Source organism: Micromonospora sp. NPDC047521, from assembly GCF_055587305.1.
In genome coordinates, this window is sequence record NZ_JBVJGN010000007.1 from 275,490 (window position 1) to 300,661 (window position 25,172).

Annotated in this window: 21 protein-coding genes and 1 pseudogene; 10 read left to right on the top strand and 12 right to left on the bottom strand. The window is 72.6% G+C overall.

What is annotated here, in order from left to right:
• Positions 1–7 precede the first annotated feature (7 nt).
• The 5 genes from ACZ6N8_RS18310 to ACZ6N8_RS18330 form a co-directional block, all read right to left on the bottom strand.
• Positions 8–562 carry a dihydrofolate reductase family protein gene (locus tag ACZ6N8_RS18310; RefSeq protein ID WP_466011296.1) on the bottom strand — a complete coding sequence of 185 codons (555 nt, stop codon included), beginning with the start codon at positions 560–562 and terminating at the stop codon, positions 8–10.
• A 73-nt stretch (positions 563–635) separates the two neighbouring features.
• The gene (locus tag ACZ6N8_RS18315; RefSeq protein WP_466011298.1) at positions 636–1,190 is read right to left on the bottom strand and encodes a hypothetical protein; all 555 of its coding nucleotides are present in this window, start codon (positions 1,188–1,190) and stop codon (positions 636–638) included.
• A 17-nt stretch (positions 1,191–1,207) separates the two neighbouring features.
• Entirely contained in the window at positions 1,208–3,043 is a 1,836-nt protein-coding gene (locus ACZ6N8_RS18320) for a S9 family peptidase (protein ID WP_466011300.1), read from the bottom strand.
• Positions 3,044–4,822, bottom strand: a complete 1,779-nt coding sequence (locus ACZ6N8_RS18325; protein WP_466011302.1) for an N-acetylglutaminylglutamine amidotransferase — start codon at positions 4,820–4,822, stop codon at positions 3,044–3,046.
• A 98-nt stretch (positions 4,823–4,920) separates the two neighbouring features.
• Complete coding sequence (locus ACZ6N8_RS18330) at positions 4,921–7,590, bottom strand: glutamate--cysteine ligase (protein WP_466011304.1); 2,670 nt, start codon at positions 7,588–7,590, stop codon at positions 4,921–4,923.
• A 319-nt stretch (positions 7,591–7,909) separates the two neighbouring features.
• Between ACZ6N8_RS18330 and ACZ6N8_RS18335 the strand changes: the two genes are divergently transcribed.
• Positions 7,910–8,797, top strand: coding sequence for a helix-turn-helix domain-containing protein (locus ACZ6N8_RS18335; protein WP_466011306.1), 888 nt, complete (start codon positions 7,910–7,912; stop codon positions 8,795–8,797).
• The gene (locus ACZ6N8_RS18340) at positions 8,790–8,996 is read left to right on the top strand and encodes a DUF397 domain-containing protein (protein ID WP_466011308.1); all 207 of its coding nucleotides are present in this window, start codon (positions 8,790–8,792) and stop codon (positions 8,994–8,996) included. Before ACZ6N8_RS18335 ends, ACZ6N8_RS18340 begins: the two co-directional genes overlap by 8 nt.
• A 111-nt stretch (positions 8,997–9,107) precedes the next feature.
• Here ACZ6N8_RS18340 and ACZ6N8_RS18345 read toward each other — a convergent pair whose 3' ends face one another.
• The 3 genes from ACZ6N8_RS18345 to ACZ6N8_RS18355 all read right to left on the bottom strand — a co-directional run bounded on the left by ACZ6N8_RS18345 (position 9,108) and on the right by ACZ6N8_RS18355 (position 12,006).
• Complete coding sequence (locus ACZ6N8_RS18345) at positions 9,108–10,457, bottom strand: cellulase family glycosylhydrolase (protein ID WP_466011310.1); 1,350 nt, start codon at positions 10,455–10,457, stop codon at positions 9,108–9,110.
• A gap of 93 nt (positions 10,458–10,550) precedes the next feature.
• A complete protein-coding gene (locus ACZ6N8_RS18350; RefSeq protein WP_466011311.1) occupies positions 10,551–11,459 on the bottom strand; it encodes a hypothetical protein in 909 nt (302 codons plus the stop codon).
• A 58-nt stretch (positions 11,460–11,517) separates the two neighbouring features.
• The gene (locus ACZ6N8_RS18355) at positions 11,518–12,006 is read right to left on the bottom strand and encodes a GNAT family N-acetyltransferase (protein WP_466011312.1); all 489 of its coding nucleotides are present in this window, start codon (positions 12,004–12,006) and stop codon (positions 11,518–11,520) included.
• Between ACZ6N8_RS18355 and ACZ6N8_RS18360 the strand changes: the two genes are divergently transcribed.
• Entirely contained in the window at positions 11,991–12,968 is a 978-nt protein-coding gene (locus ACZ6N8_RS18360) for an aldo/keto reductase (protein WP_466011314.1), read from the top strand. The two genes, ACZ6N8_RS18355 and ACZ6N8_RS18360, sit on opposite strands and share 16 nt — an antisense overlap.
• Here the strand turns inward: ACZ6N8_RS18360 and ACZ6N8_RS18365 are convergent.
• Both ACZ6N8_RS18365 and ACZ6N8_RS18370 read right to left on the bottom strand, forming a co-directional pair.
• A complete protein-coding gene (locus ACZ6N8_RS18365; protein ID WP_466011315.1) occupies positions 12,962–13,726 on the bottom strand; it encodes a YqjF family protein in 765 nt (254 codons plus the stop codon). The genes ACZ6N8_RS18360 and ACZ6N8_RS18365 overlap by 7 nt on opposite strands.
• 18 nt (positions 13,727–13,744) lie before the next feature.
• Complete coding sequence (locus ACZ6N8_RS18370; RefSeq protein ID WP_466011317.1) at positions 13,745–14,905, bottom strand: winged helix DNA-binding domain-containing protein; 1,161 nt, start codon at positions 14,903–14,905, stop codon at positions 13,745–13,747.
• A 187-nt stretch (positions 14,906–15,092) separates the two neighbouring features.
• Between ACZ6N8_RS18370 and ACZ6N8_RS18375 the strand changes: the two genes are divergently transcribed.
• The 3 genes from ACZ6N8_RS18375 to ACZ6N8_RS18385 all read left to right on the top strand — a co-directional run bounded on the left by ACZ6N8_RS18375 (position 15,093) and on the right by ACZ6N8_RS18385 (position 17,590).
• Positions 15,093–16,016: an RNA polymerase sigma factor gene (locus ACZ6N8_RS18375; RefSeq protein WP_466011318.1), complete on the top strand. Its 924-nt coding sequence runs from the start codon at positions 15,093–15,095 to the stop codon at positions 16,014–16,016.
• A gap of 113 nt (positions 16,017–16,129) precedes the next feature.
• Positions 16,130–17,014 carry an alpha/beta fold hydrolase gene (locus ACZ6N8_RS18380; RefSeq protein ID WP_466011320.1) on the top strand — a complete coding sequence of 295 codons (885 nt, stop codon included), beginning with the start codon at positions 16,130–16,132 and terminating at the stop codon, positions 17,012–17,014.
• Positions 17,015–17,128: 114 nt separating this feature from the next.
• Positions 17,129–17,590, top strand: coding sequence for a DUF5709 domain-containing protein (locus ACZ6N8_RS18385; RefSeq protein ID WP_387118022.1), 462 nt, complete (start codon positions 17,129–17,131; stop codon positions 17,588–17,590).
• Between the two features lie 51 nt (positions 17,591–17,641).
• Here the strand turns inward: ACZ6N8_RS18385 and ACZ6N8_RS18390 are convergent, their stop codons facing one another.
• Positions 17,642–19,222, bottom strand: coding sequence for a DHA2 family efflux MFS transporter permease subunit (locus ACZ6N8_RS18390; protein WP_466011322.1), 1,581 nt, complete (start codon positions 19,220–19,222; stop codon positions 17,642–17,644).
• Positions 19,223–19,802: 580 nt separating this feature from the next.
• Between ACZ6N8_RS18390 and ACZ6N8_RS18395 the strand changes: the two genes are divergently transcribed.
• Together ACZ6N8_RS18395 and ACZ6N8_RS18400 are read left to right on the top strand one after the other, a co-directional pair.
• Positions 19,803–21,227 (top strand): aldehyde dehydrogenase family protein, encoded by a 1,425-nt coding sequence (locus ACZ6N8_RS18395; RefSeq protein ID WP_466011324.1) that lies wholly within the window; start codon positions 19,803–19,805, stop codon positions 21,225–21,227.
• Between the two features lie 109 nt (positions 21,228–21,336).
• A pseudogene (locus ACZ6N8_RS18400) lies at positions 21,337–22,169 on the top strand (helix-turn-helix transcriptional regulator).
• On the opposite strand, the gene ACZ6N8_RS18405 reads toward ACZ6N8_RS18400, so the two are convergent.
• Positions 22,157–22,975 (bottom strand): helix-turn-helix transcriptional regulator, encoded by an 819-nt coding sequence (locus ACZ6N8_RS18405; RefSeq protein ID WP_466011326.1) that lies wholly within the window; start codon positions 22,973–22,975, stop codon positions 22,157–22,159. The pseudogene ACZ6N8_RS18400 and the gene ACZ6N8_RS18405 overlap by 13 nt on opposite strands.
• A 50-nt stretch (positions 22,976–23,025) precedes the next feature.
• On the opposite strand from ACZ6N8_RS18405, the gene ACZ6N8_RS18410 reads away from it, so the two are divergent.
• Both ACZ6N8_RS18410 and ACZ6N8_RS18415 read left to right on the top strand, forming a co-directional pair.
• Positions 23,026–23,448, top strand: coding sequence for a DUF2000 family protein (locus ACZ6N8_RS18410; RefSeq protein ID WP_466011327.1), 423 nt, complete (start codon positions 23,026–23,028; stop codon positions 23,446–23,448).
• Positions 23,449–23,543: 95 nt separating this feature from the next.
• Positions 23,544–25,157, top strand: a complete 1,614-nt coding sequence (locus ACZ6N8_RS18415) for a ricin-type beta-trefoil lectin domain protein (protein WP_466011328.1) — start codon at positions 23,544–23,546, stop codon at positions 25,155–25,157.
• Positions 25,158–25,172: the final 15 nt, after the last annotated feature.

Sequence of the window (25,172 nt, forward strand, 5' to 3'; positions counted from 1 at the left end):
CGACGGGTCAGGCGGCCGTCTTCGGCCGGTACGAGGCGACGATGACGCCGCTCTTGTGCACCCGGGTGTCGACCAGGTCGAACGACGCCTTGAAGTCCGTCAGCGGCGCCGTCAGGCTGGCCGCGCCCTCCAGCACGGGGTGGATCCAGAACCGGACCTCGTCCACCAGGCCCGCGGTGATCAGCTGCGCGGTGACCGAGCCGAAGCCGTACTGGATGATGGTCCTGCCCTCCCGGGCCTTGAGCGCGGTGACCGCCTCGACCAGGTCGCCCTGGAGCACCTCCGTGTTGTTCCAGGTGGGGTTGGTGAGGGTGGTCGAGGCGACGTACTTCTTGACGTTGTTGAAGTACGCCGCGCCGGTGGTCGGGTCGCTCTCGTCCTGCTGCGGCCAGGCGACTGACATCCCGTCGTAGGTGGCCCGGCCCATCAGCATCGCGTCCGCCTCGTCGGTCTGCTCGCCGGCGAGGCTCATGGCCTCCTCGTCGAAGTACGGCGCGGTCCACATCGGGTTCTCGATGACGCCGTCGAGGGTGATGTAGGTCGAGTTGATGAGCTTGCGCATCGGAATCTCCTGGGTGTTCGTCGTGTGCTCCGGTGACACCCAGAACTCTGCCGAGCCGCGCTTACGATTCGCTTCAGGTGCCCTTGCGGGGGTCCGAAAGCCTGTCGGCAAGTGGAATCGGCAGCGCCTGCGTGGCCACCGTTCCGCCGCCCGTCGAGTGCGCGGGCGCGGGGCGGTCGCCGGTACGGCTGTGCAGCCGTCCACGCCCCGCCGGGCCAGCGCGCCGGGTCACCTCGACGGTCACCATCCGCACCGGCGGCGGCGGCGCGGAGAACCGCCCGACGCCCCAGCGCACCCAGATCGGGATCCGGCCGGCGTCCGCCTCCGCGGTCAACTTCCGCACCGTACGGGCCCGGTCGGTGTGGTCGACCTCCACCACCACGGGCGGGCCGTCCGGGCGGGCGCACGCCACGTCGAGGACCGAGTGCCGCTGCTCGAGGGGCGGCGGCAGCGGCAGCACGCTTGGCGCGCGCCGGTACACCCGCCAGCCCTGCGCCTGCGCCCACCGCTCCACCGCGTCGATGACCCGCGCGGTGACCTCGTCGGTGTCCAGGTCGACGAACGTCAGGTCGGCCAGCCACCGGCCCAGGTCGGCGGCCAGCCGCTCGCCCTGCGCCGTGACGTCCACCGGCGCAGGATAACGCCTCAGCCGCGGGTGACAGCCGGCGCGGCGAGGTGCCGGGTCAGCCAGGCGGTGGTGGCCGTACGCGCCGTCGCGGCGTTGTCGCGGGCGAGGAAGTCGTGCCCCTCGCCGGCGAGCACGAGGTGCCCGTGCGGCACGTCCCGGGCGGCGAGGGCCCCCGCCACCTGCGCCGACTCCCCGGCCGGCACGTTCGTGTCGTTCGCGCCGTGGATGAGCAGCACCGGCACGTCGAGCCGGTCGATGTGGGTCATCGGCGACAGGTCCCGCAGCAGCTCCGCGTCGCGCAACGGATCGCCGTACTTGCTGACGGCCGCGGCGGCGATCCACGGCTCGGTGCCGGCGTAGAACGTGTGGAAGTCGGAGATGCCGCACTCCGCCACCCCGGCGGCGAACAGGCCGGGGAAGTTCACGAGCACCGCGAGCACCAGGTAGCCGCCGTACGAGCGGCCCAGGCAGCCGAGCTGGCCGGGCCGGGCGACACCGCTGTCGAGCAGGTGCTCGGCGCACGCCGCCACGTCGGCGATGGCCCCGTACCTGCCGGCGAGGTTGTCGGCGGCGACGAAGGAGCGACCGAAGCCGGACGAGCCGCGCACGTTCGGCGCGAACACCGCGACGCCCTGCGCGACGAGGGCCTGGAACAGCGGGTTGTAGCCGGGACGCTCCTGCGCCTCGGGACCGCCGTGCAGGCTGATCGCCGTCGGCCAGGGGCCCGGACCGGGCGGGCGGTACAGCCAACCGGACAGCGGCAGCCCGTCGCGGGCACGCAGGTCGACCAGTTGCGGAGCGACACCGCCGTCGCCCGTACGCGCGGCGCCGGTGTACGGCCGCAGCGGGCGCGGCGTACCTGTCGCGGGGTCGACGAGCCAGACCTCGCGGGGCTGCACCGGCCCCTGCGCGGTGAGGCACAGCAGGTCCCCGCCGGCGGCGAAGACGGCGCCGTCGAGCACCTCCCCGGGGGCGGCCACCGCCCGCTGCACCCCAGTGGCGAGGTCGAGCAGGCTCAGCTCGCTGCGCCCGCCGTAGGTGTTCCACAGCAGCGCGGCGCTCCCCCGGTCGGCGCTGAGGGTCACGTGCTCCAGCTCGGCGTCCGGCCGCGCGGCGAGTCGCGCCGGGGGCAGCGCCTGTCGCGTCGGATCGACGCGCACCAGCGCGGCCAGCTCCGAGAACGCGTCGGTACGCGCCAGCACGCTCGTCCCGTCGGGGCCGAACCAGCCCTGGTCGGTGCTGCCCCGACCGGTGTCCGGCAACAGTCGCCGTCGGTCGCCGGTGGCCACGTCGAGCAGTTCCAGCCAGCGGGCGTTGCGGGGGCCGCGGCGCAGCAGGGCGGCCCCGCCGTCCGGGGTGACGTCCAGGAGGGTGAGCAGGTCGTCCTCGGCGAGCACCCGCCGGTGCCCGGTGCCCGCGTCGACAAGCACGGCGGCACCCCGCTCGGCGGTCTCGGTGACCGCCATCAGCGCGCCGCCGGGCAGCCAACAGGCAAGGGCCGCGCTGCGGCGGCCGAACCCGGCGACCTGGCGGCGCTGCGTGCCGTCCGGGCGCAGCACCCACAGCTCGGTGCGGGGCGCGCCACCGGGCGCGACGACGCAGGCCAGCCACTGCCCGTCGGGGGACCAGCTCGCCGCCAGGACCGGTTCGTCGCCGCAGGGCAGCGCGACGGCCTCGGCGGCGTCGACGTCGCGGACCCAGACGGCAGGGGTTCCGGCCCGGTCGGACACGTACGCCACCCGCCGGCCGTCCGGCGACGGCGCGGGCGCGAAGTCCTCGCCCGGGGGCAGGGTCACCGCCGGCCGGTGACGCACGGGCCGGACCCGGCGTGGCACCTCGATCCGTACGCTCATCTAGACCCCGATCCGCTGCAACCAGAGCTCCAGCAGCCCGAGCTGCCAGAGCGCGTTGGAACCCAACGTGGTCCGTCGGGCGTTCGGCGTCTCCAGCAACTCCTCCAGGTAGTCCTTGCGGAACAGGCCGCGCTCGCGCGCCGGTCGCGCGGTCAACGCCTCGCGGACGTCGTCCAGCAGCGGGCCGGACAGGTGCCGGATGGCGGGCACCGGGAAGTAGCCCTTGGGCCTGTCGATCACCTCGTCGGGCACGATGCCCCGACTCGCGGCCTTCAGCACGCCCTTGCCGCCCTGGGCCAGCTTGAGCCCTGGTGGGCAGGCGGCGGCCAGCTCGACCACCTCGTGGTCGAGGAACGGCACCCGGGCCTCCAGCCCCCACGCCATCGTCATGTTGTCGACCCGCTTGACCGGGTCGTCGACGAGCATCACCAGGCTGTCCTGACGCAGCGCCGCGTCCAGCGCGGTGTCCGCGCCCGGCGCTCCGAAATGGTCGGTGACGAACTCCAGGCTGGCGTCGTGGTCGAGCATCCACTCGGGCGCCAGGTGCCCGGCGAGCGCGTCGTGCCGCCTGTCGAAGAACACCCGGGCGTACGCCTCGACGGCGTCCGCGCGGGCCACGTTCGCCATCGGCGGGTACCAGTCGTAGCCGGCGAAGATCTCGTCGGCGCCCTGGCCGGACTGCACCACTGTGATCCGCTGCGAGACCTCCTCGGAGAGCAGGTGGAACGCCACGCAGTCGTGGCTGACCATCGGCTCGCTCATCGCCGCGATGGCCTCGTGCACGGCGGGCACGAACCGGGCCGCGCCGATGCGGATCTGGTGGTGGTCGGTGCCGTACTCGCGGGCCACCAGGTCGGAGTAGTGGAACTCGTCGCCGCTCTCCCCCGCCGCCGCCTCGAAGCCGATGCTGAACGTGGCCAGCCCGGTCTGGCCCTGCTCGGCCAGCAGGGCGACGATCAGGCTGGAGTCCAGGCCGCCGGAGAGCAGCACACCCACCGGCACGTCGGCCACCATCCGGCGGCGTACGGCGGTGCGCAGCGCCCCCATGATCCGTTCCTGCCACTCCTGGGCGGACATGGCCGGCGCGGCGGCGCGGGTGAACTCCGGCCGCCAGTAGACGGTGTCGGTGCTGCGGCCGTCCGCGGTGATCACGCGCACGGTGGCCGGGGGCAGTTTGCGGACGCCGGCCAGGATGGTGCGCGGTGGCGGCACCACCGAGTGGAAACTCATGTAGTGGTGCAGCGCCACCGGGTCGAGATCGGTGTCGACGTCACCGGCGGCGAGCAGCGCCGGCAGGGTCGACGCGAAGCGGATCCGGCCCGGTGTCCCGGCCAGGTAGAGCGGCTTGATGCCGAGCCGGTCGCGGGCCAGCACCAGGGTGTGCGTGGCCAGCTCGACAAGCGCGAACGCGAACATCCCGTAGAACCGCTCGACGCAGGCCGTCCCCCACCTGTGGTACGCCTTGAGGATCACCTCCGTGTCCGAGGTGGACCGGAAGGAGTAGCCGGCGGTGGTCAGCTCGTCGCGCAGCTCCCGGTAGTTGTAGATGCAGCCGTTGAAGACCAGGGCGAGGCCCAGCTCGGTCTCGACCATCGGCTGGGCGCCGGTGTCGGACAGGTCGATGATGCGCAGCCTGCGGTGCACAAGCGCCGCGTTCCCGTGCTGCCACCGCCCCTCGCCGTCCGGGCCCCGGGAGGACAGGACGGGGAGCATCCGCTCCAGCGCCGCCATGTCCGGTGGCGCCCCGTCGAGGCGGAACTCGCCTCCGATACCGCACATGGCACACACCTCTCATCGGCTCGGTCCGCTCGGGCCGCTGACCGGTCCAGGCTTGGCGGACCGGGTTGCGCCCCGATGACATCCGGGTCAAGCGTGGGTTACGCCGGTGGCTGATCGGTTCCGCCGAGCAGCCAGGTGTCCTTCGACCCGCCGCCCCGCGACGAGTTGACGATCATGCTGCCGGCCGGCGCGACACGGGTCAGCGCCACGGGTGCCACCTCGGCCGTCTCGCCGAGGAAGACGAAGGCCCGCAGGTCGACGTGGCGTGGCGCGAGGGCCGTGCCGTCGAAGACCGGGTGCGTGGTGAGCGCGACCATCTCCTGGGCGATCCACCGGTGCGGGGCGGCGAGGATCTGCTCGCGGACGGCGTCCAGTTCCTCGGCCTCGGCGCGCGGGCCGATCACCACCCGGTCGCCGCCGTACCCGTCGACAGGCTTGAGCACCAGCTCGTCGAGTCGGCCCAGCACCTCGGCGCGCTGCTCGGGCAGCCCGCACAGGTACGTGGGCACGTCGCCGAGCAGCGCCTTCTCCCCCAGGTAGTACTCGATGAGCCGGGGCACGTACGCGTACAGCGCCTTGTCGTCGCCGACGCCGTTGCCCAGCGCGTTGGCCAACGTGAGCCGCCCGGCGTGCACCGCCGCGAGCAGCGGCCAGCCCAGCGGAACGCCGTCGGCGCCCGGGGCGTGCAGCAACGCCTCCTCGTCCATCCGCAGGTAGATCACGTCGATCTGGCTGCGGCGGCCCTCCCGGACCAGGTGGACGCGGCCGTCCTGCACGAGCAGGTCGCCGCTCCCGGTCAGCGGCACGCCCATCTCGTCGGCGAGCAGCCGGTGCTCGAACCAGGCCGGATCGCCCGGCCCGCTGCTGAGCACCACGACGGCGGGGTCGTCGGCGGCGGCGGGAGCGGCGGCGAGAAGCGCCCGGCGCAGCATCGCCGGTGTCTCGTCGGCGGGCAGCAGGCCGTCGGGCACCGGAAGCTCGGGCAGCACCGCCCGGGTGAGCCGGCGGTTCTGCACGGCGTACCCGATGCCCGAGGGCACCCGCAGGTTGTCCTCCAGCACGTACCAGCCGCCGTCCGGGTCGCGGACGAGATCGGTTCCGGACACCTGGGCGCGCGTACCGCGCCGGCCCATCAGCGCCCCGGTCGGGCGCAGCCCCGGGGAGGACTCCACCACCCAGGCCGGCACGACCCCGTCGGCCACCACGGCCCGGTCGGCGTACACGTCGCGCAGGAACGCGTCGAGCGCGCGGGCGCGCTGCACCAGCCCGGTGCGCAGCACCCGCCAGTCGTCGGCGGGCACCACCCGGGGCACCAGGTCGACAGGGAAGAGCCTGGTGCTCGCCTCGCCGGCCACGCTGAAGGTCACGCCCCGGGCGCGCTGCTCCTCGTCCCTGTCGTGCTCGCGTCGACGCAGGCCGGCGGCGCCGAGCGTGCGCAGGGCCGCGAGCAGCGGACGGTACGCGGGCGCCGGCCCGCCCGGCCCGAAGACCTCGTCACCGGCATCGGCGTAGGTGGACAGCGCGGGTTCCGGCGGCGTACCCGGCAGGGGTGCGCGTGCCAGGCCCCGGGTCTCGTCGAGCAGCAGGTCGACCACGTCGGCGAGCCGGCCGCGCCGCTCGTACGCCCGCCGCTGCCGGGCGGCGGAGCTGCCGCGTTCCAGCGCGTACCGGGTCAGCTCGCGGACCTGCTCGGCGTCGCCGGTCGCCTCCAACTGTGGGCGCAGGTCGGCCACGAGGCGGTGGACCGCCTCGGCGGCCGGCACCGGCCGGGCAGAGCGGGGCAGGTCCAGCAGGTCACCCTCCAGCCCGGAGCGGGCGGCCCGCCACACGGCGGCGCGCAGCACCGGCGGCCGGACTGCCGTGCGCTCGACCCCGGCGCGCAGGGCGGCGACCTCCCGCCGTACGAGCGCCCGGAACAGCCCGGTGAGCAGGACGATCGTCTCCACGTCGGCGTTCGCGTCGGTGATCCGCAGCTCCACTGTGGGCACGTGCGCCGACGGCCGGACATCGAAGTAGATCATGGCTGGGTCGGTGATGGTCTCCGAGGAGATCAGCTCGGCTACGAGGGCCTCGTGGTCGGCCGCACTTGTCACCTCGCCCGGGTCGCCGGCCGTGGGCCACCGCTGCCAGACCAGCGAGCGGACGCTTGCGTAGCCGCTGTCCTGACCCATCCAGTACGGCGAGCTGGTGGACAGGGCGAGCAGCACCGGCAGCCACGGCTGGACGCGTCGGGTGACCGCCACCGCCAGGTCCCGGTCGGACACTCCGACGTGCACCTGCGCGCCGCAGATCAACTGCTCGCGGGCGAGCATCTGGTACTCGTCGAGCATCCGCCGGTACCGCGAGGTGGGCGTGACGCTCGGGTCGCCGTCGGCGCGCAGCGGCACCGTGCCGGCTGCGACGATGCCCAGCCCGGCCCGGTCGGCGACCTGGACCGCCGACCGGCGCAGCCGGGTCAGTTCGGCGCGGATCTCGTCGAGGGTGCGGCAGACCTCGGTGTTGGTCTCCACCACGCTGCGGTGCAGCTCGGCGGTGAACGACGTGGCCGGCAGCCGGTCGAGCAGCTCCCCGGCCCGGGGCACCAGTTCCCGGGTGTGCAGGTCGACGACGTGGAACTCCTCCTCCACACCGATGGTGGCGAGGTCCGCCGGGTCGTCGTCGTGCACCGGCGCGGCCGGGGCGGGGCGGGGCATGGGCACGGCCCGGCCGTTGCCGGATCCGCCCACCGGCCCGTCGAATGTCGCCGCGTTCGTGGTGTTGTCGGCCATGGTCACCCCGGTTCGCGTGTCGGTGTCTCGACTGTCCGACGAGCGTTCCCAGGCTTGGTGCCGGGGGTGTTTCCGGCGCGTTAAGGTGACGCGCCGTTCTGCCGGCTGATCGTCTTCGGACACAGCGGTCTCTTCGGGTCGCCTCGTCGTGGCCGACCGGGGCGTGTCGCCGTGTGGTCGTCCGGTGACGGTCAGCAGCGCTGATGCAACACCCGAAACCGCGAAGCCCTTGTTGTGCATTGACATTCGCCGCTGCACCACGTAGGTGTTGCAGGGCGGCGTGACGCAGCGTTGCGGCATGGAATCGGGGAGTGTGCGAATGGCCGAGGATGTTGGATCGACCGTGCCGCGCCGGCAACTCGGCCGGCTGCTGCGGCAGTACCGCAACGAGGCAGGGGTGACACTCGACGCCGCCGCCGAGGCACTGGAATACAGCAGGCAGAAGATCTGGCGCATCGAGTGCGGCAGCGGGTCCGTCCGGGTGCTCGACGTCAAGGCGATGTGCGAGCTGTACGGGGTGCCGCCGGAGATGACCGCCGCGATGCGCGGCCTGGCCGTGGAGACGAAGTCCAAGGGCTGGTGGCACGCGTACGGTGACGCGGTGCCGAGCTGGTTCGAGCTGTACGTCGGCCTGGAATCCGCCGCCTCCCGCCTGCGCGAGTACGGCGAGACGCTGATCCCCGGCCTGCTCCAGCACCGCAGCTACGCCGTCGCGCTCTACCAGACGGGTAGCCGGATCAGCGCCCAGGACCGCGAACGGGCGGTCGAGGTGAGGCTGCAACGGCAGGCGTTGCTGAGGCGTCGTCTGCCCCAGCCTCCCCACCTGGAGGCGGTGCTCTCGGAGGCAGCCCTCCGCCGTGTCGTCTCCGGTCGCAGCGTGATGACCGCGCAGCTCACCCACCTGCTCGAGGTGTCCGAACTACCGAACGCGTCGGTGCGGGTGGTCCCGCTCGCCGCCGGGCCGCACCCGGGGGCGGCAGCCGGCTCCTTCGTCATCCTCGACTTTCCGGCAGGCGACGGCGGCCGGGCGGTTCCCGAGCCGTCGGTGGTCTACAGCGAATCCCTCACCGGAGCGCTGTACCTCGACAAGCCGGACGAGCTACGCGCCTACGAGGATGCCTGGCAGGGTCTGGAGAGGCTGGCGCTTCCCGAGGCAGAATCGAGCGACATGATCAAGACCATCATCGGGGAGATGCGGCATGACTGATCTGAGCAACGCCATCTGGCGCACGAGCACCCGCAGCGGGGACAACGGCGGTAACTGCGTCGAGGTCGCCACCAATCTCCCAGGCGTGGTGCCCGTGCGGGACTCGAAGGACCGACGGGGTCCGGTGCTGCTCTTCCCACCCGCCGCCTGGCGGGCGTTCGTCGCGTCGGTAGGCCTCGAGAGGCCCCCGGTTGGTTGACCCGCGGGCGCCGACGCGAAACGGTGCCGGTGGAGCGCCGGTGTCGGGGCATCCCACTGACCCGGATACCCCGACATCGGCGACCTGAAGGCGATCAGGCGCGCGGCCGTGTCACCTCATGTTGGCGACCACGAACGGCGCGTGGCCGTGCAGGTAGTTGGTCCATCCGCCGGTCACCGGCGCGCCGGGGCTCAGCAGGTTTGTGGTGTCCGTGCCGACGTCGAGCTTCCAGGCCGTCCAGGAGATGCCGTTCGACGTCATCCAGTCGATCCAGGACTGCGCCTCCGGCAGGCAGGCCCGGCCGTCGAGTCCGCCGTCGGCGTTGCTGGCGCCCCACTCGGTGACGAACAGCGCCAGCCCGGCGCGGATCGCCGCGTCACCCTTGGCCCGCAGCGACGCGCCGTGCGTGCACGAGTAGAAGTGCAGCGTGTACATGAGGTTGGTGCCGGCGACCGGGCTGGCCGCCGCCGCGTCCACGTCCTGCGACCACGTGGGGGTGCCGAGCACGACGATGTTGTCCGGGTCGGCGGCGCGGATCGCGGACACCACCGCCTGGTGGTACGGCTTGATGACGCCGGTCCAGCTGAACTGCAGCGGCTCGTTCCACGGCTCCCAGATCACGTTTGGCAGGTGCCCGTAGCGGCGGGCCAGGTCGCCGAAGAACGCCACCGCCTGGGACTGGTTGTTCTGCGCCTCGTGGGCGTGCCAGTCGACGATCACGTACACGCCGGCGGTGACCGCGTTGTTGATGATGGTTTCCACCTGCGCCCGCGCCCTGCCCGGGTCACTCAGGTACGCCCCGGCGGGCTCGACGCCCATCGCCGCGCGGATCACCTGGAGGTTCCAGTTGTCCCGCATCCAGGTCAACGCGGAGAGGTTCTCGGCGTACGGGGCGGTCTCCCAGTTGAGCCACATGCTGCTGATGCCGCGCAGCCGCACCCGTGAGCCGTTCTTGTCGCACATCGTCGTACCGCAGACGCGCAACTGCCCGTACCGCTCGACGGGCGTGCCGGTGGTCGGCGGCGGGGTGGTGGGCGGCGGGGTGGTGGGCGGCGGGGTCGTCGGCGGCGGGCCGCCGACGCAGGAGGCGCCGTTGACCGTGCAGTTCACAGGCGTGCCGGAGCCGTTGACGAGGAAGCCGAACGACGTCGAGGCGCCGGCCCCGAGGGTGCCGTTCCAGGACACGTTGGCGAAGGTGTGGTGGTTGCCGGAGGTCGTCTGCTGGGCGTTCCACGACTGGCTGATTGTCGTACCGGCCGGCAGGTCGAACTCGACCCGCCAACCGCTTATCGGTGCGGAGGTGTCGTTGGTGACGGTGACCTGGCCCTGATAGCCGCTGCCCCAGTTGTTCGTCACGGAGAAGGCGGCTGTCGCCGCGCTGGCCGGCGTGGCGGTCATCGCCACCGCGCCGGCGAGCAGGCCGGCGACGGCCAGCGATGTGACAAGTCTCAGTGTGCGCATGCGGAACCCGCTTCGGATCGACGGTGACGGTCTGAGGCGGGGCGGCGCCTTCGCGCACAATATCGATCGACTGCTATGTCCAGCAAGCGCGGGTCAGCGCCGCCGCCAGCCCCAGCGACGTGGGGCGGCCCCGCCCCTCTCCCGGGCCAGCATCTCGGTCGCGGTCCGCAACTTCTGGGCGGGCACCTCGGCGGCCGGGCCCAGCGTCTCCACGAACCGGTTGCCCATCGCCAGCACCATCGCCGCCCGGTCGAGGTCGCCGATCAGGACCAGGCACTGCGCGTACACCCCGTAGGTGTTGGCCATCTCCCAGAAGGTCAGCGGGCGGGCCAGGTCGAGCAGCCCCTGCCGCAGTTCGCAGGCACGCGACGCCGCGAGCGCCGCCTCCTGGGCGCCGTCCGCCGACGACGGCCGGGTGAGGTGCCGGTGCAGCAGCGCCGTCGCCTGGTTGTGGTAGGCCGTACCCATCGCCTCCCGGGTGCGCGGCCCGGCGGACGGCGGATCGCCGGCCGAGGTCAGACCCACCGCCACCGCCCGTTCCAGCAGGTCCCGACGGGTGGCGGGCTGACCTGCGGAGAACGCGATCTCGGCGAGATCCACGAGCGCGGTGACCAGTTCCGCGAGGGCGTCGTCCCGGGGCGCGGCCGTCACGCTCCCACCCTCGGCCGCCACCGCGTCGTACACCCGCTCGAAGATGGCTACCGCCTCACCGCCGGGGGCCATCGCCTCGACGGACCGGCCACGGGCGGACAGCAGCATCCCGCGTCGCCACAGCGCCCGCGCCAACTGCTGGTGGTCGCGGCGGTCGGCCCGATCCGGGTCGCGCACCGCCTGCCGGTAGGCGTCGATCACCCGCACCCACAGGCGGTCGGCCTCCGCCCAGGCGTCCTGCCGCTGCGACAGCTCCCGCGCCTGCTCGAACAGCCTGCCCCGCTCGTCAGGTCCCACTTCCCGCACCCCCTTCGCGCCGACCACCTGCGACACCACACCGCAGACAGTCAAGGATATCGATTCTAGGGGCGTCCACCGGGCATCCCCGGCGACGAACGCGGCTCGACGCCTACCGGCTCAGCGGCTTGGAGCAGAGAACGTCGGGCTGGGGCACGTACCCCAGTGCCTGCCAGAACCGGAGCGCGGCGGTGTCCTCCGGCAGGACCAGCAGGTTCACCCGGGGGCACCCCAGCGCCGCGAACCGCCTCTCCACCTCGGCGACGAGCGTGGTGGCGACGCCCCGGCGACGGTACGCCGGAGCCACGGCCAGCCGCAGGATCATCCCCCGGCGCCCGTCGTAGGTGCCGAGCACCACTCCCACGACAGCGTCGGCCACCTCGGCGACCAGGAACAACTGCGGATCCCGAACCAGCTTCGCGGTCAACTCCGCGCGGGACAGCACGTCCCGTCCCGACCCGGTCCACAGTGCCGCCACGCCGTCGTAGTCGGGCCAGGCGAACTCGCGGACGCGCACCGCCCGACGATACCGACCGGCACCGGCCGCCACCGCGCGGCGGGCGGAACGGTCGTAGCGTAGGGCGCATGCGAACCACCACACTGGGCAGTGCGGGGCCCGAGGTCGGCGTCATCGGTCTCGGGTGCATGGGCATGAGCCACGGCTACGACATCAGCGGCCCCCGCGACGACGACACCTCGATCTCGGTCATCCACCAGGCTCTCGACCTGGGCGCCACCCTGATCGACACGTCAGACGTGTACGGGCCGTACACAAACGAGGAGCTGGTCGGCCGGGCGCTGGCCGGCGGCCACCGGGAACGGGCCGTCCTGGCGACGAAGGTCGGGCTGGTGGCGACGTCTCCGACCGGCGGCCCCGGCAACTCGCCGAAGCTCGGCAACAACGGCCGTCCCGAGCACATCCGCGCGGCGATCGACGCCAGCCTGCGCCGACTCGGCACCGACCACGTCGACCTCTACCAGCTGCACCGGGTCGACCCGGAGGTGCCCATCGAGGAGTCGTGGGGCGCGATGGCGGAGGTCGTGGCTGCCGGCAAGGCGCGACAGATCGGTCTGTCCGAGGTGAGCGTGACCCAGATCGTGCGGGCCCAGGCGGTCCACCCGGTGGCGTCGGTGCAGTCGGAGCTGTCGCTGTGGACCCGCGACCCGCTGACCGAGGTGGTGCCGTACTGCGCCGAGCAGGGCATCGCCTTCCTGCCGTTCTCGCCGCTGGGTCGGGGGTTCCTCACCGGCCGGTTCACCTCGTTCGACGACCTGCCCGCCGACGACTTCCGCCGCGGTCTGCCGCGCTTCCAGCAGGACGCGTTGCGGGCCAACCTCGCCATCGTCGCGCGGGTCCGCGAGATCGCCGACCGGGCCGGGGTCAGCCCCGCGCAGGTCGCCCTCGCGTGGGTCGTCGCCCAGGGCCGCCTCGTCATCCCGATCCCCGGCACCAAGACGCCGACGTACCTGGCGGACAACTGCGCGGCAGGCGACGTGCGGCTCAGCGCCGAGGACCTGGCCGACCTGGACGCGCTCCCCGCGCCCGAGGGCGGTCGCTACTGAGGGCCAGGCTGCCCGGCCCCGTCCGGCCGGGCCGCCACCGGCGCACCGAACGCCACAGGCACACCAGGCGAGTACAGCACGCTCACCGGCGGCCCGACCGGCACCGGCAGTCCGGCGGCGGCGACCAGCTCGTCGTCCAGGTCCAGCAGCTCGGCCCGGTGCAGCGGCCAGCGCGGATGCCAGTTCGGCAGGTGCAGCGTGCGCCCGTACGCCCGCGTGTGCAGCCCCCAGCGGGCGGTGACGAAATGCTCAAGGGACGTCGGCTCGTCGATCCGCTCCCCCACCCGCACCACCATCCGGCTCGTCGTACCCGCCGGGCCCGGCCAGCGACGCCGGCACCGGTAGGTGCGCAGGTCGCCGTCGCGGTCCAACCGCATCGACGACCAGAGGTACGGCAGACCCAGCGTCACCCGCGCCACAAGCACCGGCACGAGGCGGGACGCGTCGAGCGAGCGGAACACGACGGCCCGGCGGCCGTTGTCGTCGACCGAGTAGAGCCGCACGTTCGTCTCCCAGAACGTGCCCAGGTACGGGATGCCCGGGCCGCGACCGAAGCCCAACCCGACCATCCGGAAACCGATGAGCCCGACGTAGCTGACACCGTCCAGGGTGTCCGGCCGGGTCCCGGGCGGCAGCAGCGGTGCGACGAGTGCCGGATTGACGGCCCAGTGCAGGAACGTGAGGTCCTCCCAGCGTTGACGCAGGACCGCCCAGGCGAACGCCTGTCGGGGCGAGTGGTCGACCGGTTCGATGTGCACCGCCTCATCGTGCCCGGCTCAGGCGTGCGGGCCGACACCGACCGTGCCGATTGTCGACGAGACCTGGCCCTCCAGGATCTGGCCGACCCGCTCGGCCTCCTGCTCCACCTCCCGCCGTCGCGCGGGGCCGAGTGGCTCCAGAGGCTCGACGGTGACGTGTATCCGGCGGCCGGAGCGACGAAGGTGCCAGACGCCGGCGACAGTCCCGCCCACCAGCAGCACCGGATAGTTGCCGGCCTGCCCCCGGGACAGCGCCCGATCGGCGGCGGCGCCGGGAAAGAGCAGGTCACGCGGATGGCAACCCACCGTGTACGCGTCGAAGTAGGGAAGCAGCCGCACTCCCGACGGTCGGTCCTCCGGAAAATCGGTGTCACCGGCGACCACATAGGCCGGTGTGCCCGCCACTGTCACCTCGGCCAGGTCCAGTGAGCCGAACAGGTACGCCGCCCACGACTCCAGCACCCCCAGCCACCTGGCGAACTGTGCCGGGGTGGCCGGCCCGTACGCGTACAGGTAACGGCGGACGACCTCGGCGAGCGCGGGCCGGCCGGCCATCGGCGTGAGCCCGGGCAGCCACCGGGCGGGGCTGGTGTACGTGGTGGCACGCCCCCGGTTGGCACCGAAGCAGACGGCTCCGCCGCGGAAGGCGGCGGCCATCGCGGCGGTCCAGCGCGGCCAGGTGTCCTGGAACGCCTCCACGACGCGGTCGCCGGCCCACGGGCCGGTGCGGGCCACGACCTCCTCGGTCAGCTCGGCGGTGGTCAGGTCGGCCTCGGCGACCGCGTCGGCGATGGCCGCGAGCACCTGCCGGAGCTGCGCGGGGGTCAACAGGCCGCCGCTGCGCTCCCACGGTGGAGCGGGCAGCGCCGCCAGCGCACCGGTCCACATCGGTAGGTCCGCGGCGGCGAGCAGGTGCACGGTGCCACGCGGGCCGCGGCTCTTGATCAGCGTGCGGTCCGTCCAGAGCGCCCGGCGCACCAGGGCGCGGGTGGCGCCGGGCACCCGCAGCCCGACCGACACCTCGGCGGCGGAGGCGACCTGGGCGTGCGCGCCGCACATCACTGACACCACGTCGGCGATGCGCGAGGTGTCCGGTTCCGGCAGCTGGTCCGCCATCGCCGACAGCGCGTGCCGCCGGAGCCGTCGGGCGCACACCTGCGCCCAGGTCAGCTCGGCCATGGTGCCCACGCTACGACCGACGTGCGTCATTCTCGTCGCGGCAGCCGACTCCCGGCCTCCGGGGGCCGGTACCGGCCCATCGGGCGGCGCAGTCACAGGTCGTAGGCTGGTACGGGTGGATGGGCAGCCGGAAGTCGCCTGAAACCCCGCATAAAGGGTGACGCGGGACGTGCGGGAGGAGGTACACGTGACGCACAGTGACGCGGATCTGGTAGTGCTCGCGCAGGCCGGGGACGCGGGGGCGCTCGGTGTGCTGCTGGCCCGCCACGAGGCCGGGATGCGGGCCGTCGCGCTGAGCCTTCTCGGCTACGGGCCGGACGCCGAGGACGCCGTGCAGGACGCGATGGTGGTGGCGGTTCGGCGCATCGGGGAGGTCCGCGATCCCGCCTCTGTCGGCTCGTGGCTGCGCACGATCGTGCGGAACAACGCCCGCATGACGCTGCGCGGCCCACGGCCGGTTCCCGTCGCCGAGCCGGAATGGTTCACGCCTCCCTCCACCACCCCCACCCCCGAGGAGGCGCTGGACCGCACCGTCCTGCGCGACTGGGTGTGGCACGCCGTCGGGCAGCTGTCCGAATCCGACCGGCTCGTCACCCTGCTGCGGTACTTCAGCGACGCCTGCTCGTACGAGCAGATCGCGGCCGTCTGCGGCGTGCCGGTCGGCACCGTCCGCAGCCGCCTCAACCATGCCCGCCGCGCGCTCGCCGGCGGGCTGCGCACCTCCGCGGCGTCCGCGTACGCCGACTCCACGGCGGCCGACGACGCCCGCTGGCGCGAGGGCCGCGACATGATCGACACGGCGATGCGGGGCGACTTCGACCGGGTCGTGCGTGAGCACTGGTGGCCGGACGCCGAGATGATCGTGCCGGGTGGCCGGCGCGGCGGCCGCGACCTGGCGGTCCGCGGCATGAACGGCGACCTGGAGGCCGGGGTACGCCAGCGGCTGCGCAACGTGGTGTCCAGCGGGGACGTGCTGATCTGGGAGACCGACCTGCTCAGCCCGCCGGACGATCCGGAGCACTGCCCGCCCGCGGCGCTCTGGTTGCAGCAGCTGCACCAGGGCCGGGTGCGCCGGTTCACCCTCTTCCACCCCCTCCCGGCGCGGGTCTGAGAAAAGATTCCGAGCCGAGCGAACCTTTCCCCCGGCCCGCGCATCTGGTCCGTGCCAGTCACCAGTCGCCGTCGCGGCACCAGCCGCACGGGTCACGGATCGGGAGATAGTTCATGGGTTCCACCCGCCACGACGTCGGCGCGCTCGCGCCGGGCAGCCACACCCTCACCGTCGACGGGGTCCGGCAGGTCTACCACGTCGCCGGCACCGGACCGGTGTGTGTGGCGCACTCCGGCGGCCCCGGCATCGAGTGGTCGTACCTGCGGGCGCCGGGCCTGGAGGAGCACTTCACGATGGTGTACGTCGAGCCGGTCGGGACCGGCGCCTCGGGACGCCTCGACAACCGCGACGACTACCGTCTCGACACGTATGTCCGGTTCCTGGACGCCGTTGTCGACCACCTCGGCGCGCCCCGGGTGCATCTCCTCGGCCACTCGCACGGCGGCTTCGTCGTGCAGCGGTACGCGCTGGCACACCCGGACCGGGTCGCCGGTCTCGCCCTGTACGACACCTCGCCCGTCACCGGTGCCGAGTTCTGGGCCGAGGCGATGGCCAATCTCGCCGCGTACCCGCGACGGCACCCCGACCGGCCGGAGGCGGCGGCGGTCCCGGCCGCCTTCGCGCAGATCGGCGCGGCCAGCGACGACGAGTCGTTGTCGGCCACGCTACGCGCGGCCCTTCCGGTGTACTTCGCGGACTTCTGGGGTCGGCGGGACGAGTTCGCGCCCTTCCAGGCCGCGGTGCGCGTCTGGTCCGCCCCGGCGGGCGCGCAGGACCCCACGCCCTTCGACGTGCGCGGCGACCTCGGCGAGATCACCGTGCCGGTCGTGGTGATCGTGGGGGCGTACGACTTCATCTGCGGGCCCCGCTTCGCCGAGGAGTTGCACGCGGGCGTCAAGGACTCGCGCCTGGTGGTGCTGGAGCGCAGCGGGCACTTCGCGCACATCGAGCAGCCTGCGGAGTTCACCGAGGCCGTGGCGGAGCTGCTGCGGCGCTGACGCGTACGCCGAGCCCGAGGTCCGTTCGTCACAGCGGGCAGGCCTCGGGAGGCGGCGGCGTTGCACGGTCATAGGCTTGGCACTTCGCTGCGCCGTGACGAAGGAGAGACCGCCGTGAGCCAGACCGAGCGGATGGATTCCGTCGACGAGTGGAACGTGGCCGAGGACGACGGCGTCCTGGACGCCTCCGACACGCTGGACGACGACCGGGTCGGCGACCCGCTCGACACCGGCATCGTGGCCGAGGACCACTGGACGGCGGCGAACCGGTTCGGCACCACGCCTGCCGAGGAGCGGGCCGGGGAGTCCCTGGAGCAGTACCTCGCCCAGGAGGAGCCGGACGTCGACCCGTACGCCGAGGGCGGCGACGACGAGGACGAGCTGACCCGACGGGGGTACGAGGCCGAGGGTCGCGCGGGTCGTCTCGTCGCCTACGACGAGGGTGTCCGCGAGGACGACGAGGCCGAGTCGGTGGCCTGGGACGCCGGGATCGACGCGGGCGCCGCCAGCGCCGAGGAAGCAGCGATCCACCTGGTCGACGACCCGAACGGACCCGGCGACGGCCCGCTTCGCTGACGCCGGACCGCCGCGCTCAGCCCGCACGGGGAGCTGAGCGCGGCGGGACGCTCAGTGCATGGCGATGGGCGTCTTGAGCTGCTCGACCTGCTGGTCGTCGAGCTGCGCCGGGGGACGCCGACGCGGCAGCAGGGCGGCCGGGATGAACGTCAGCACGACGAGCGCGAACGCGACCCAGAACGTGTGGGCGAACGCCGTGGCGGCGAAGTTGAGCCCGCGTTCGATGAGCGACGGATCCACGGGCGTCTGCTGGAGCAGTTCCGGTCGCTGCTGGGCGGCGATGGCCAGCCCGGCCTCGGTGATCGGCTTGCCGCTCGGGTCCACCGCGCCGGGGATCGGCCGGGAACCGTTCAGCTCGTTGGTGAGGATCACCGACATGACGGCGGCGCCGACCGACCCGCCGATCTGCTGGAGGATGTTGACGAGCGTCGAGCCGCGGGCCACCTCCTGGGCCTGCAACGTCCGCAGCGCCGAGGTCATGATCGGCATCATGGTGCCGCCCATGCCGAGGCCCATCACGAACAGCGACCCGCCGAGCAGCCAGTACGAGGTCTGCGGGTCGACCTGGGTGAAGCTGAAGAACCCGGCCACGATGAGCGCCAGCGCGAACGGGACGGTACGCCCGATCGGCATCCGGTCGGCCAGCGTGCCGGCGATCGGCATGGTGATCATCGCGCCGATGCCCTGAGGGGCCATCAGCAGGCCGGCGGCCAACGTGGACTCGCCGCGCACCTGCAGGAAGTAGCTCGGGAACAGCAGGCCGGCGCCCATGAACGCGATGATGAACACGAACAGCGTCACCGAGGCGATGGTGAGGTTGCGGTTGCGGAACAGCCGCAGGTCGAGCAGCGGGTGCCGGGGCTTGAACGAGTAGAGCACGAACGCCACCACCAGCGCGCCGCCCACCAGCATCGGAGCCCACACCTTGGCCTCGGTGAAGGTGCCCGCCTCCGGCAGGGACGAGACCCCGTACAGGAACAGGGCGAGGCCCGGCGAGAGCATGAGCATGCCGACGAAGTCGAACGACTCGGACGGCTCGGGTGCGTCCTTGGGCAGCGCGAGCTGCGCGTAGACGAGCGCCACGACACCGATCGGCAGGTTGATCAGGAAGATCCAGTGCCAGCTCGCGGTGTCGATCAGCCAGCCGCCGAGGATCGGGCCGCCGATCGGCCCGAGCAGCATCGGGATGCCGAGGACGGCCATCAGCCGGCCGATCCGGTGCGGCCCGGCCGCGCGGGTCATGATGGTCATGCCCAGCGGCATGAGCATGCCGCCGCCGAGGCCCTGCAACACGCGGTAGCCGATCAGCTCGCCGATCGTGTCGGCGGTGGCGCAGAGCCCGGACCCGATGGTGAACAGCGCCAACGCCACCATGTAGAGGCGTTTGGTGCCGAACCGGTCGGCCGCCCACCCGCTGAGCGGGATCACGGTGGCCAGGGCGAGGGTGTAGGCGGTCATCGTCCACGCGACGCGGGCGTAGGACGCGTCGAACTCGGTCTGGAACGTGGGCAGCGCGACGCTGACCACAGTCACGTCGAGGATCGACATGATCGCGCCGAGGACCACGACGCCTGCCACCTTGAGCACCGCGGCGTCGAGTTTGTCCGATGTCGCGACGGATTGCTGTGTCACAAACTCTCCTGAGGTCGTATGAGCCGGCCAGTGGTGGGCGGTGGCGGCGATGCCGCGCCGACCGGGCGCGGGGCGCGGCGTGCCGGGGCAACGACGCGCGGAGGCAGAGTAACCGCCAGTTGTGACGGTTCGCCGCCGGTTTTCGTGACCACCCGCGCGCGCATCCGAACGGCCGTGCGATTACAGCCAATCGTTGGTGTGTCGATCAGCCTGTGAGTCGCCCGAGCCCAGCGGCGGCGAGGTGGCAGAGCAGTGCCCGCGTGGAGGCGCAACGCAGCCCCGACCCGGCGGCCCACCCCCTGAAGGCGCCCTTTGCTCTGCTTAATTCCACGCACCAGGGCGGGCACCACACTGTCGCGTGGAGTTAAGCAGAGCAAAGGGCCCACAGCGCGAGGTCGGGGCCCGCAGCACCCACGCGGAGGGCGCAGAGCCGGAGGGCACGGGCGAGTGGGCACACAGCCGGAGGGCGCGGGCGGGCGGGCCGCCGGCCCTCTGAGCATCGCGGGCCCCAGCCAGGGATCGTCACACCCTGGATAAACCGCACCTGGTTGGGGATCTCCGCCGGTGCCACGGTCGGTCCATGACATCTTCCACCTCCACCGTCACCGGCCACTGGATCGGTGGCGAGACCGTCGCCGGTTCGGCCGGCACCCTTCCCGTCGTGAACCCGGCAACAGGTGACACGGTCGCCGAGATCCCGGCCGGCACCGCAGCCGACGTCGAGCGGGCCGTCGCCGCCGCCCGGGCCGCCTTCCCCGCCTGGGCGGCGACCACCCCGCGGCACCGGGCGGACGTGCTGCGCCGCCTCGGCGACCGCCTCGCCGCACGCACCGAGGAGATCGCCCAGGCGATCACCGCCGAGATGGGTTCCCCGATCGGCATGTCCCGCACCGCCCAGGTCGCCTTCCCGGCCGCCGTCGTCGACTCCGTCGCCGGCCTCGCCGACGACTTCGCCTGGACCGAGGAGATCGGCAACTCGCTTGTCGCGCGCGAACCGATCGGCGTGGTCGGTGCCATCACGCCGTGGAACTTCCCGTTGCAGCAGATCGTCTCCAAGCTGGCGCCCGCGCTGCTCGCCGGGAACACGATGGTCTTCAAGCCGTCCGAGAACGCCCCGCTGACCGCGCGCGTCCTCGCCGAGGCCGCCGCCGACGCCGGCGTACCGGCGGGGGTGTTCAACGTCGTGTACGGCACCGGCGCGACGGTCGGCGAGGCGATCACCGCCCACCCGGACGTCGACATGATCTCGTTCACCGGCTCCACCCGGGCCGGGCGGCGCATCTCCGCCGTGGCAGCTGCGACAGTCAAGCGGGTCGCGGTGGAGCTGGGCGGCAAGGGCGCGATCATCATCCTCGACGACGCCGACCTGCCCGCCGCGGTCGAGCGGGGACTCATGATGGCGTTCAGCAACGGCGGTCAGGTCTGCGGGGCGTGGCCGCGGATGCTGGTGCCCGCCGCCCGCCAGGACGAGGTCGTGGCGCTGGCCGTCGAGGCCGCGAAGCAGTACGCCGTCGGCGACCCGACCGACGAGGCCACCAGGATCGGCCCGATGGCGTCCGAGGCGCACCGACAGAAGGTCGTCGGCTACATCGAGCGGGGCATCGCCGACGGCGCCCGGCTCGTGTTCGGCGGTCCGGAGCGGCCCGAGGGCCTGCCGGTCGGCGCGTACGTCCAGCCGACGATCTTCGCCGACGTCGACCCCGCCTCAGCGATCGCCCAGGAGGAGATCTTCGGCCCGGTGCTGACGATCATCCCCTACGTTGACGAGGACGAGGCCCTGGCCATCGCCAACGGCACCCCGTACGGCCTGACCAACGGTGTCTTCGGTGAGCCGGAGCACGCCCTCGCCGTGGCGCGGCGACTGCGTGTGGGTCAGGTCGACGTGAACGGCGGCCACTGGAACCCGCTCGCCCCGTTCGGCGGGTACAAGCAGTCCGGCAACGGCCGTGAGTTCGGCCGGATGGGTCTGGAGGAGTTCCTGGAGACGAAGTCCATCCAGCGCTGACGGTATGGCCCGGCCCGGTTCGCGCCGGGCCGGGCCGGTGGAACACCGAGTGCCGACTCGCGCGTTGCAACCAGGGCGCCGGCACCTGCCGGTGGGAAAAGGAGTCACCGTGGACCGCGCCCAGCTCGCCAGCTTCCTGCGCACCCGACGCGAGGCGCTCCAACCGGAGGACGTCGGTCTGCCCCGGGGCAGCGTCGCCGTACCGGCGGTCTGCGCCGCGAGGAAGTCGCCACGTTGAGCGGAATGTCCGCCGACTACTACACCCGGTTGGAGCAGCGGCGCGGGCCGCACCCGTCCGAGCAGATGCTCGCCGCCCTGGCCCGCGGTCTGCGCCTGTCACTGGCCGAACGGGACCACCTCTTCCAGCTCGCCGGTCACGCCGTCCCCCACCGCACGGTACGGGCCGACCACGTCAACCCGGGGATGATGCGCATTCTCGACCGGATGCACGACACCCCCGCCCAGGTGGTGAACCACCTCGGCGAGACCCTGGCGCAGACCGGGCCGGCCATCGCCCTGCTCGGCGACGAGACCCGGCACACCGGGCTGGGGCGCAGCGCGCACCACCGCTGGTTCACCGACCCGACGGCGCGACAGCGGCACCCGGCCGAGGACCACGCGACGCAGAGCCGGCTCCTCGTGGCGCACCTGCACGCCGCGTACACCCGCGACGGGCGGGGCTCGCGAGCGGCGGCGATCGTCGACGACCTGCTGGCCGTGAGCCCGGAGTTCGCGCGGCTGTGGCGGGAGCACCCGGTGCCGGGCGGCTACTGCCCGCCCAAGCGCTTCCTGCACCCGCAGGTCGGTCCGCTGGAGTTGCACTGCCAGACGCTCGTGGATCCGGACCAGTCCCAGACGCTGCTGGTCTTCACCGCCGTGCCCGGCTCGGAGAGCGACGAGAAGCTGCGGCTGCTCTCCGTCATCGGCGGTCAGCTCGTCTGACCCCGGGGCGCGGCCGGGTAGCGGGCCGGGCTGACGCCCAGAAATCGCCGGAAGTGACGGCTCAGGTGCGCCTGGTCGAAGAACCCGGCGGCCGTGGCGGCGTCGGCGGGGCGCTGACCCGCGAGGAGCAGGCGACGCGCCAGCTCGACCCGGCGACCGGTCAGGTACGAGTGTGGTGGCAGCCCGTGCGCGCGTGTGAAGGTCCGGACCAGGTGGGTCGGGTGGGCGTGCAGGAGGTCGGCGGCCTCGCGAAGCGTGACACCGTCGACGGTCCGGGCGTCCAGCAGCTCACGGAGCCGGTCGGCGAGGCCGGGCACGGCCGGCTCGGTGCCTACCGGCGTCCGTCGGAACAGTTGCGCGCGCAGCCGGTCCAGGATGAGCGCGAGGCGGCTCTCGGCCTCGAACTCCTCGCCCGGTGTGGCGAGCACGTGGTGCAGGTGGTGGATCCGGTCCCGCAGGCGCGGATCGGCCAGGTCCGGCTCGTCCACCGCCCGGCCGACCAGGTCGGGGGCGAGGGCCGAGGTGTCGAGGTACAGGACCCGTTTGCGAAAGCCGCCGGCCGTGGCGGAGCGGCCGTCGTGCGGCACGTACGGCGGCAGCAGGGTGACCGATGTGCGCAGCGCGCCGTGCCGGTGCCGGTCGAGGTCGAAGCGGACCGCGCCGTCGTCCACGATCAGCAGCGTCCACACGTCGTGGACGTGCCGTGGGTACGCGTGGTCCACGAAACGGGCGTGGAAGACCTCGGCGACCCCGGCGACGGCGGGTCGCCACGCGCTGACCTGCGAGCCGGCCGGGCGGGTGGCCACGCTAAGAACGTACAAGACCGGTGGGTGCCGGCACCGGCAGGCTCGACGCCATGACCAAACCGATCCGCTTTCCCACCAAGATCGCCGTGCTGCTCCGCAACGACCTGGTCGGCTGGCAGCGACTCAACGTCACCGCCTTTCTGGTAAGTGGCATCGCGCACGCCGAGCCGGAGCTGCTCGGCGAGGAGTACCGCGACGCGGACGGTACGGCGTACCTGCCGATGTTCGGCCAGCCGGTGCTGGTCTTCGCCGGCGACCGGGCGACCCTGACCAACGCGCACTCGCGGGCCCTCGCCCGCGGGCTGCGGCTCGCGGTGTTCACGTCCGAGCTGTTCGCCACCGGCAACGACCGGGACAACCGGGCCGCCGTGCAGGCGGTCGGCCGGGAGAAGCTCGACCTGGTGGGGTTGGCCCTGCACGCGGGGCGCACGGTCGTGGACAAGGTCCTCAAGGGAGCGACGATGCATCCCTGACGGCGGCAATTGCGGCGAAGACATTGATATCGATGCGCATGACTGTAATGATTAACAGACTTTACAGTTGTTTCGCCGCCCGGAAGGACCCCGACATGGCGCGACGAATGGCCGGGCCCCCACCCCGCCCTGCCCGCATCAGGTTGACCTCCGCCCTCGCCGCGGCCCTGCTCGCCGTACCGACCGGCCTGGCCGTCGGCGCCCCCGCCGCGTTGGCAGCCGGGACGGGCGCGATCACGGGGTACGGCGGCAAGTGCGTCGACGTGGCCGGCGCCAACCCGGCCAACGCCACACCTGTGCAGCTCTACACCTGCAACGGGTCGACCGCGCAGCAGTGGACGGTGGGCGACGACGGCACCATCAGGGCGCTGGGCAGATGCCTCGACATCGCCGCCGCCAGCACCGCAAACGGTGCCCGCGTGCAGATCTACGACTGCAACGGCACCGGCGCGCAGCAGTGGTCGGCCAGCGCCGGGCAGCTGATCAACCCCACCTCCGGCAAGTGCCTCGACGCGACAGGCCCCAGCTCCGCCGACGGGACACCGCTGCAGATCTGGAGCTGCACCGGCACCGCGAACCAGACCTGGACAATGCCCACCGGCGGCGGCACCCCACCGCCGTCCTCGGGCGGCTTCACCCACCCAGGCGTCCTGGTCAGCCGGGGTCAGCTCGACTTCGTCAGGGGGCGCGTGCAGGCCGGCGCGCAGCCGTGGGCGGCGGCGTACAACCAGATGATGAGCAGCCGGTACGCCTCGCTGTCGCGTACCCCGGCACCCCGCGCGGTCGTCGAGTGCGGGTCGTACTCCAATCCGAACAACGGCTGCACCGACGAACGCGAGGACGCCATCGCCGCGTACACCGACGCGCTCGCCTGGTACATCACAGGCGACGCCCGGTACGCGCAGAAGTCCATCCAGATCATGGACGCCTGGTCCGCGACTGTCACCTCGCACACCGGCAGCAACGCGCCGTTGCAGACCGGCTGGGCCGCCTCGGTCTGGCCCCGGGCCGCCGAGATCATCAGGTACACGTACACGGGCTGGCCCAACGCCAACCGGTTCGCCACCATGCTGCGCACCGTCTACCTGCCTGTCGTGCGCAACGGGTCGAACAGCAACGGCAACTGGGAACTGACGATGATGGAGGCAGCGATCGGTATCGCCGTCTTCCTGGAGGACCGTGGCGCCTACGACGCGGCGGTCACCCGCTTCCTCAACCGCGCCCGGGCCTTCGTCTACCTGCCCACCGACGGCGCGCTGCCGTACACGGTGCCCGGCAGCGGCCTGGACACCAGCTCCGAGATCATCGGCTACTGGCAGGGCCAGTCCACGTTCGTCGCCGGCCTCGCGCAGGAGACCTGCCGGGACTTCGTGCACACCGGGTACGGGATCTCCGCCATCTCGCACGTCGCCGAGACCTCCCGGATCCAGGGACGGGATCTCTACCCCCAGGTCGGTGAGCGGCTGCGGCAGGCGCTCGGCTTCCACTCGCGCTACCAACTCGGCGAGGCGCCGCCCTCCTGGCTCTGCGGCGGCAGCCTCACCCGTGGCCTCGGCCCGATCACCGAGGTCGGCTTCAACGCGATGAGCAACAGGCTGGGCAACGTCATGACCAACACGCAGACCCTCACGCTGCAGCAGCGGCCGGCCGGCACCAACAACCTCTTCGTCGCCTGGGAGACGCTCACCCACGCCGACAACCCGAACTGACCGGACGACGGTGGG

Excerpts from the sequence above, each read along its gene's own strand:
- ACZ6N8_RS18310 (WP_466011296.1), bottom strand. The coding sequence starts at position 562 with ATGCGCAAGCTCATCAACTCGACCTACATCACCCTCGACGGCGTCATC.
- ACZ6N8_RS18320 (WP_466011300.1), bottom strand. The coding sequence starts at position 3,043 with ATGAGCGTACGGATCGAGGTGCCACGCCGGGTCCGGCCCGTGCGTCAC.
- ACZ6N8_RS18325 (WP_466011302.1), bottom strand. The coding sequence starts at position 4,822 with ATGTGCGGTATCGGAGGCGAGTTCCGCCTCGACGGGGCGCCACCGGAC.
- ACZ6N8_RS18330 (WP_466011304.1), bottom strand. The coding sequence starts at position 7,590 with ATGGCCGACAACACCACGAACGCGGCGACATTCGACGGGCCGGTGGGC.
- ACZ6N8_RS18335 (WP_466011306.1), top strand. The coding sequence starts at position 7,910 with ATGGCCGAGGATGTTGGATCGACCGTGCCGCGCCGGCAACTCGGCCGG.
- ACZ6N8_RS18340 (WP_466011308.1), top strand. The coding sequence starts at position 8,790 with ATGACTGATCTGAGCAACGCCATCTGGCGCACGAGCACCCGCAGCGGG.
- ACZ6N8_RS18345 (WP_466011310.1), bottom strand. The coding sequence starts at position 10,457 with ATGCGCACACTGAGACTTGTCACATCGCTGGCCGTCGCCGGCCTGCTC.
- ACZ6N8_RS18360 (WP_466011314.1), top strand. The coding sequence starts at position 11,991 with ATGCGAACCACCACACTGGGCAGTGCGGGGCCCGAGGTCGGCGTCATC.
- ACZ6N8_RS18370 (WP_466011317.1), bottom strand. The coding sequence starts at position 14,905 with ATGGCCGAGCTGACCTGGGCGCAGGTGTGCGCCCGACGGCTCCGGCGG.
- ACZ6N8_RS18380 (WP_466011320.1), top strand. The coding sequence starts at position 16,130 with ATGGGTTCCACCCGCCACGACGTCGGCGCGCTCGCGCCGGGCAGCCAC.
- ACZ6N8_RS18395 (WP_466011324.1), top strand. The coding sequence starts at position 19,803 with ATGACATCTTCCACCTCCACCGTCACCGGCCACTGGATCGGTGGCGAG.
- ACZ6N8_RS18410 (WP_466011327.1), top strand. The coding sequence starts at position 23,026 with ATGACCAAACCGATCCGCTTTCCCACCAAGATCGCCGTGCTGCTCCGC.
- ACZ6N8_RS18415 (WP_466011328.1), top strand. The coding sequence starts at position 23,544 with ATGGCGCGACGAATGGCCGGGCCCCCACCCCGCCCTGCCCGCATCAGG.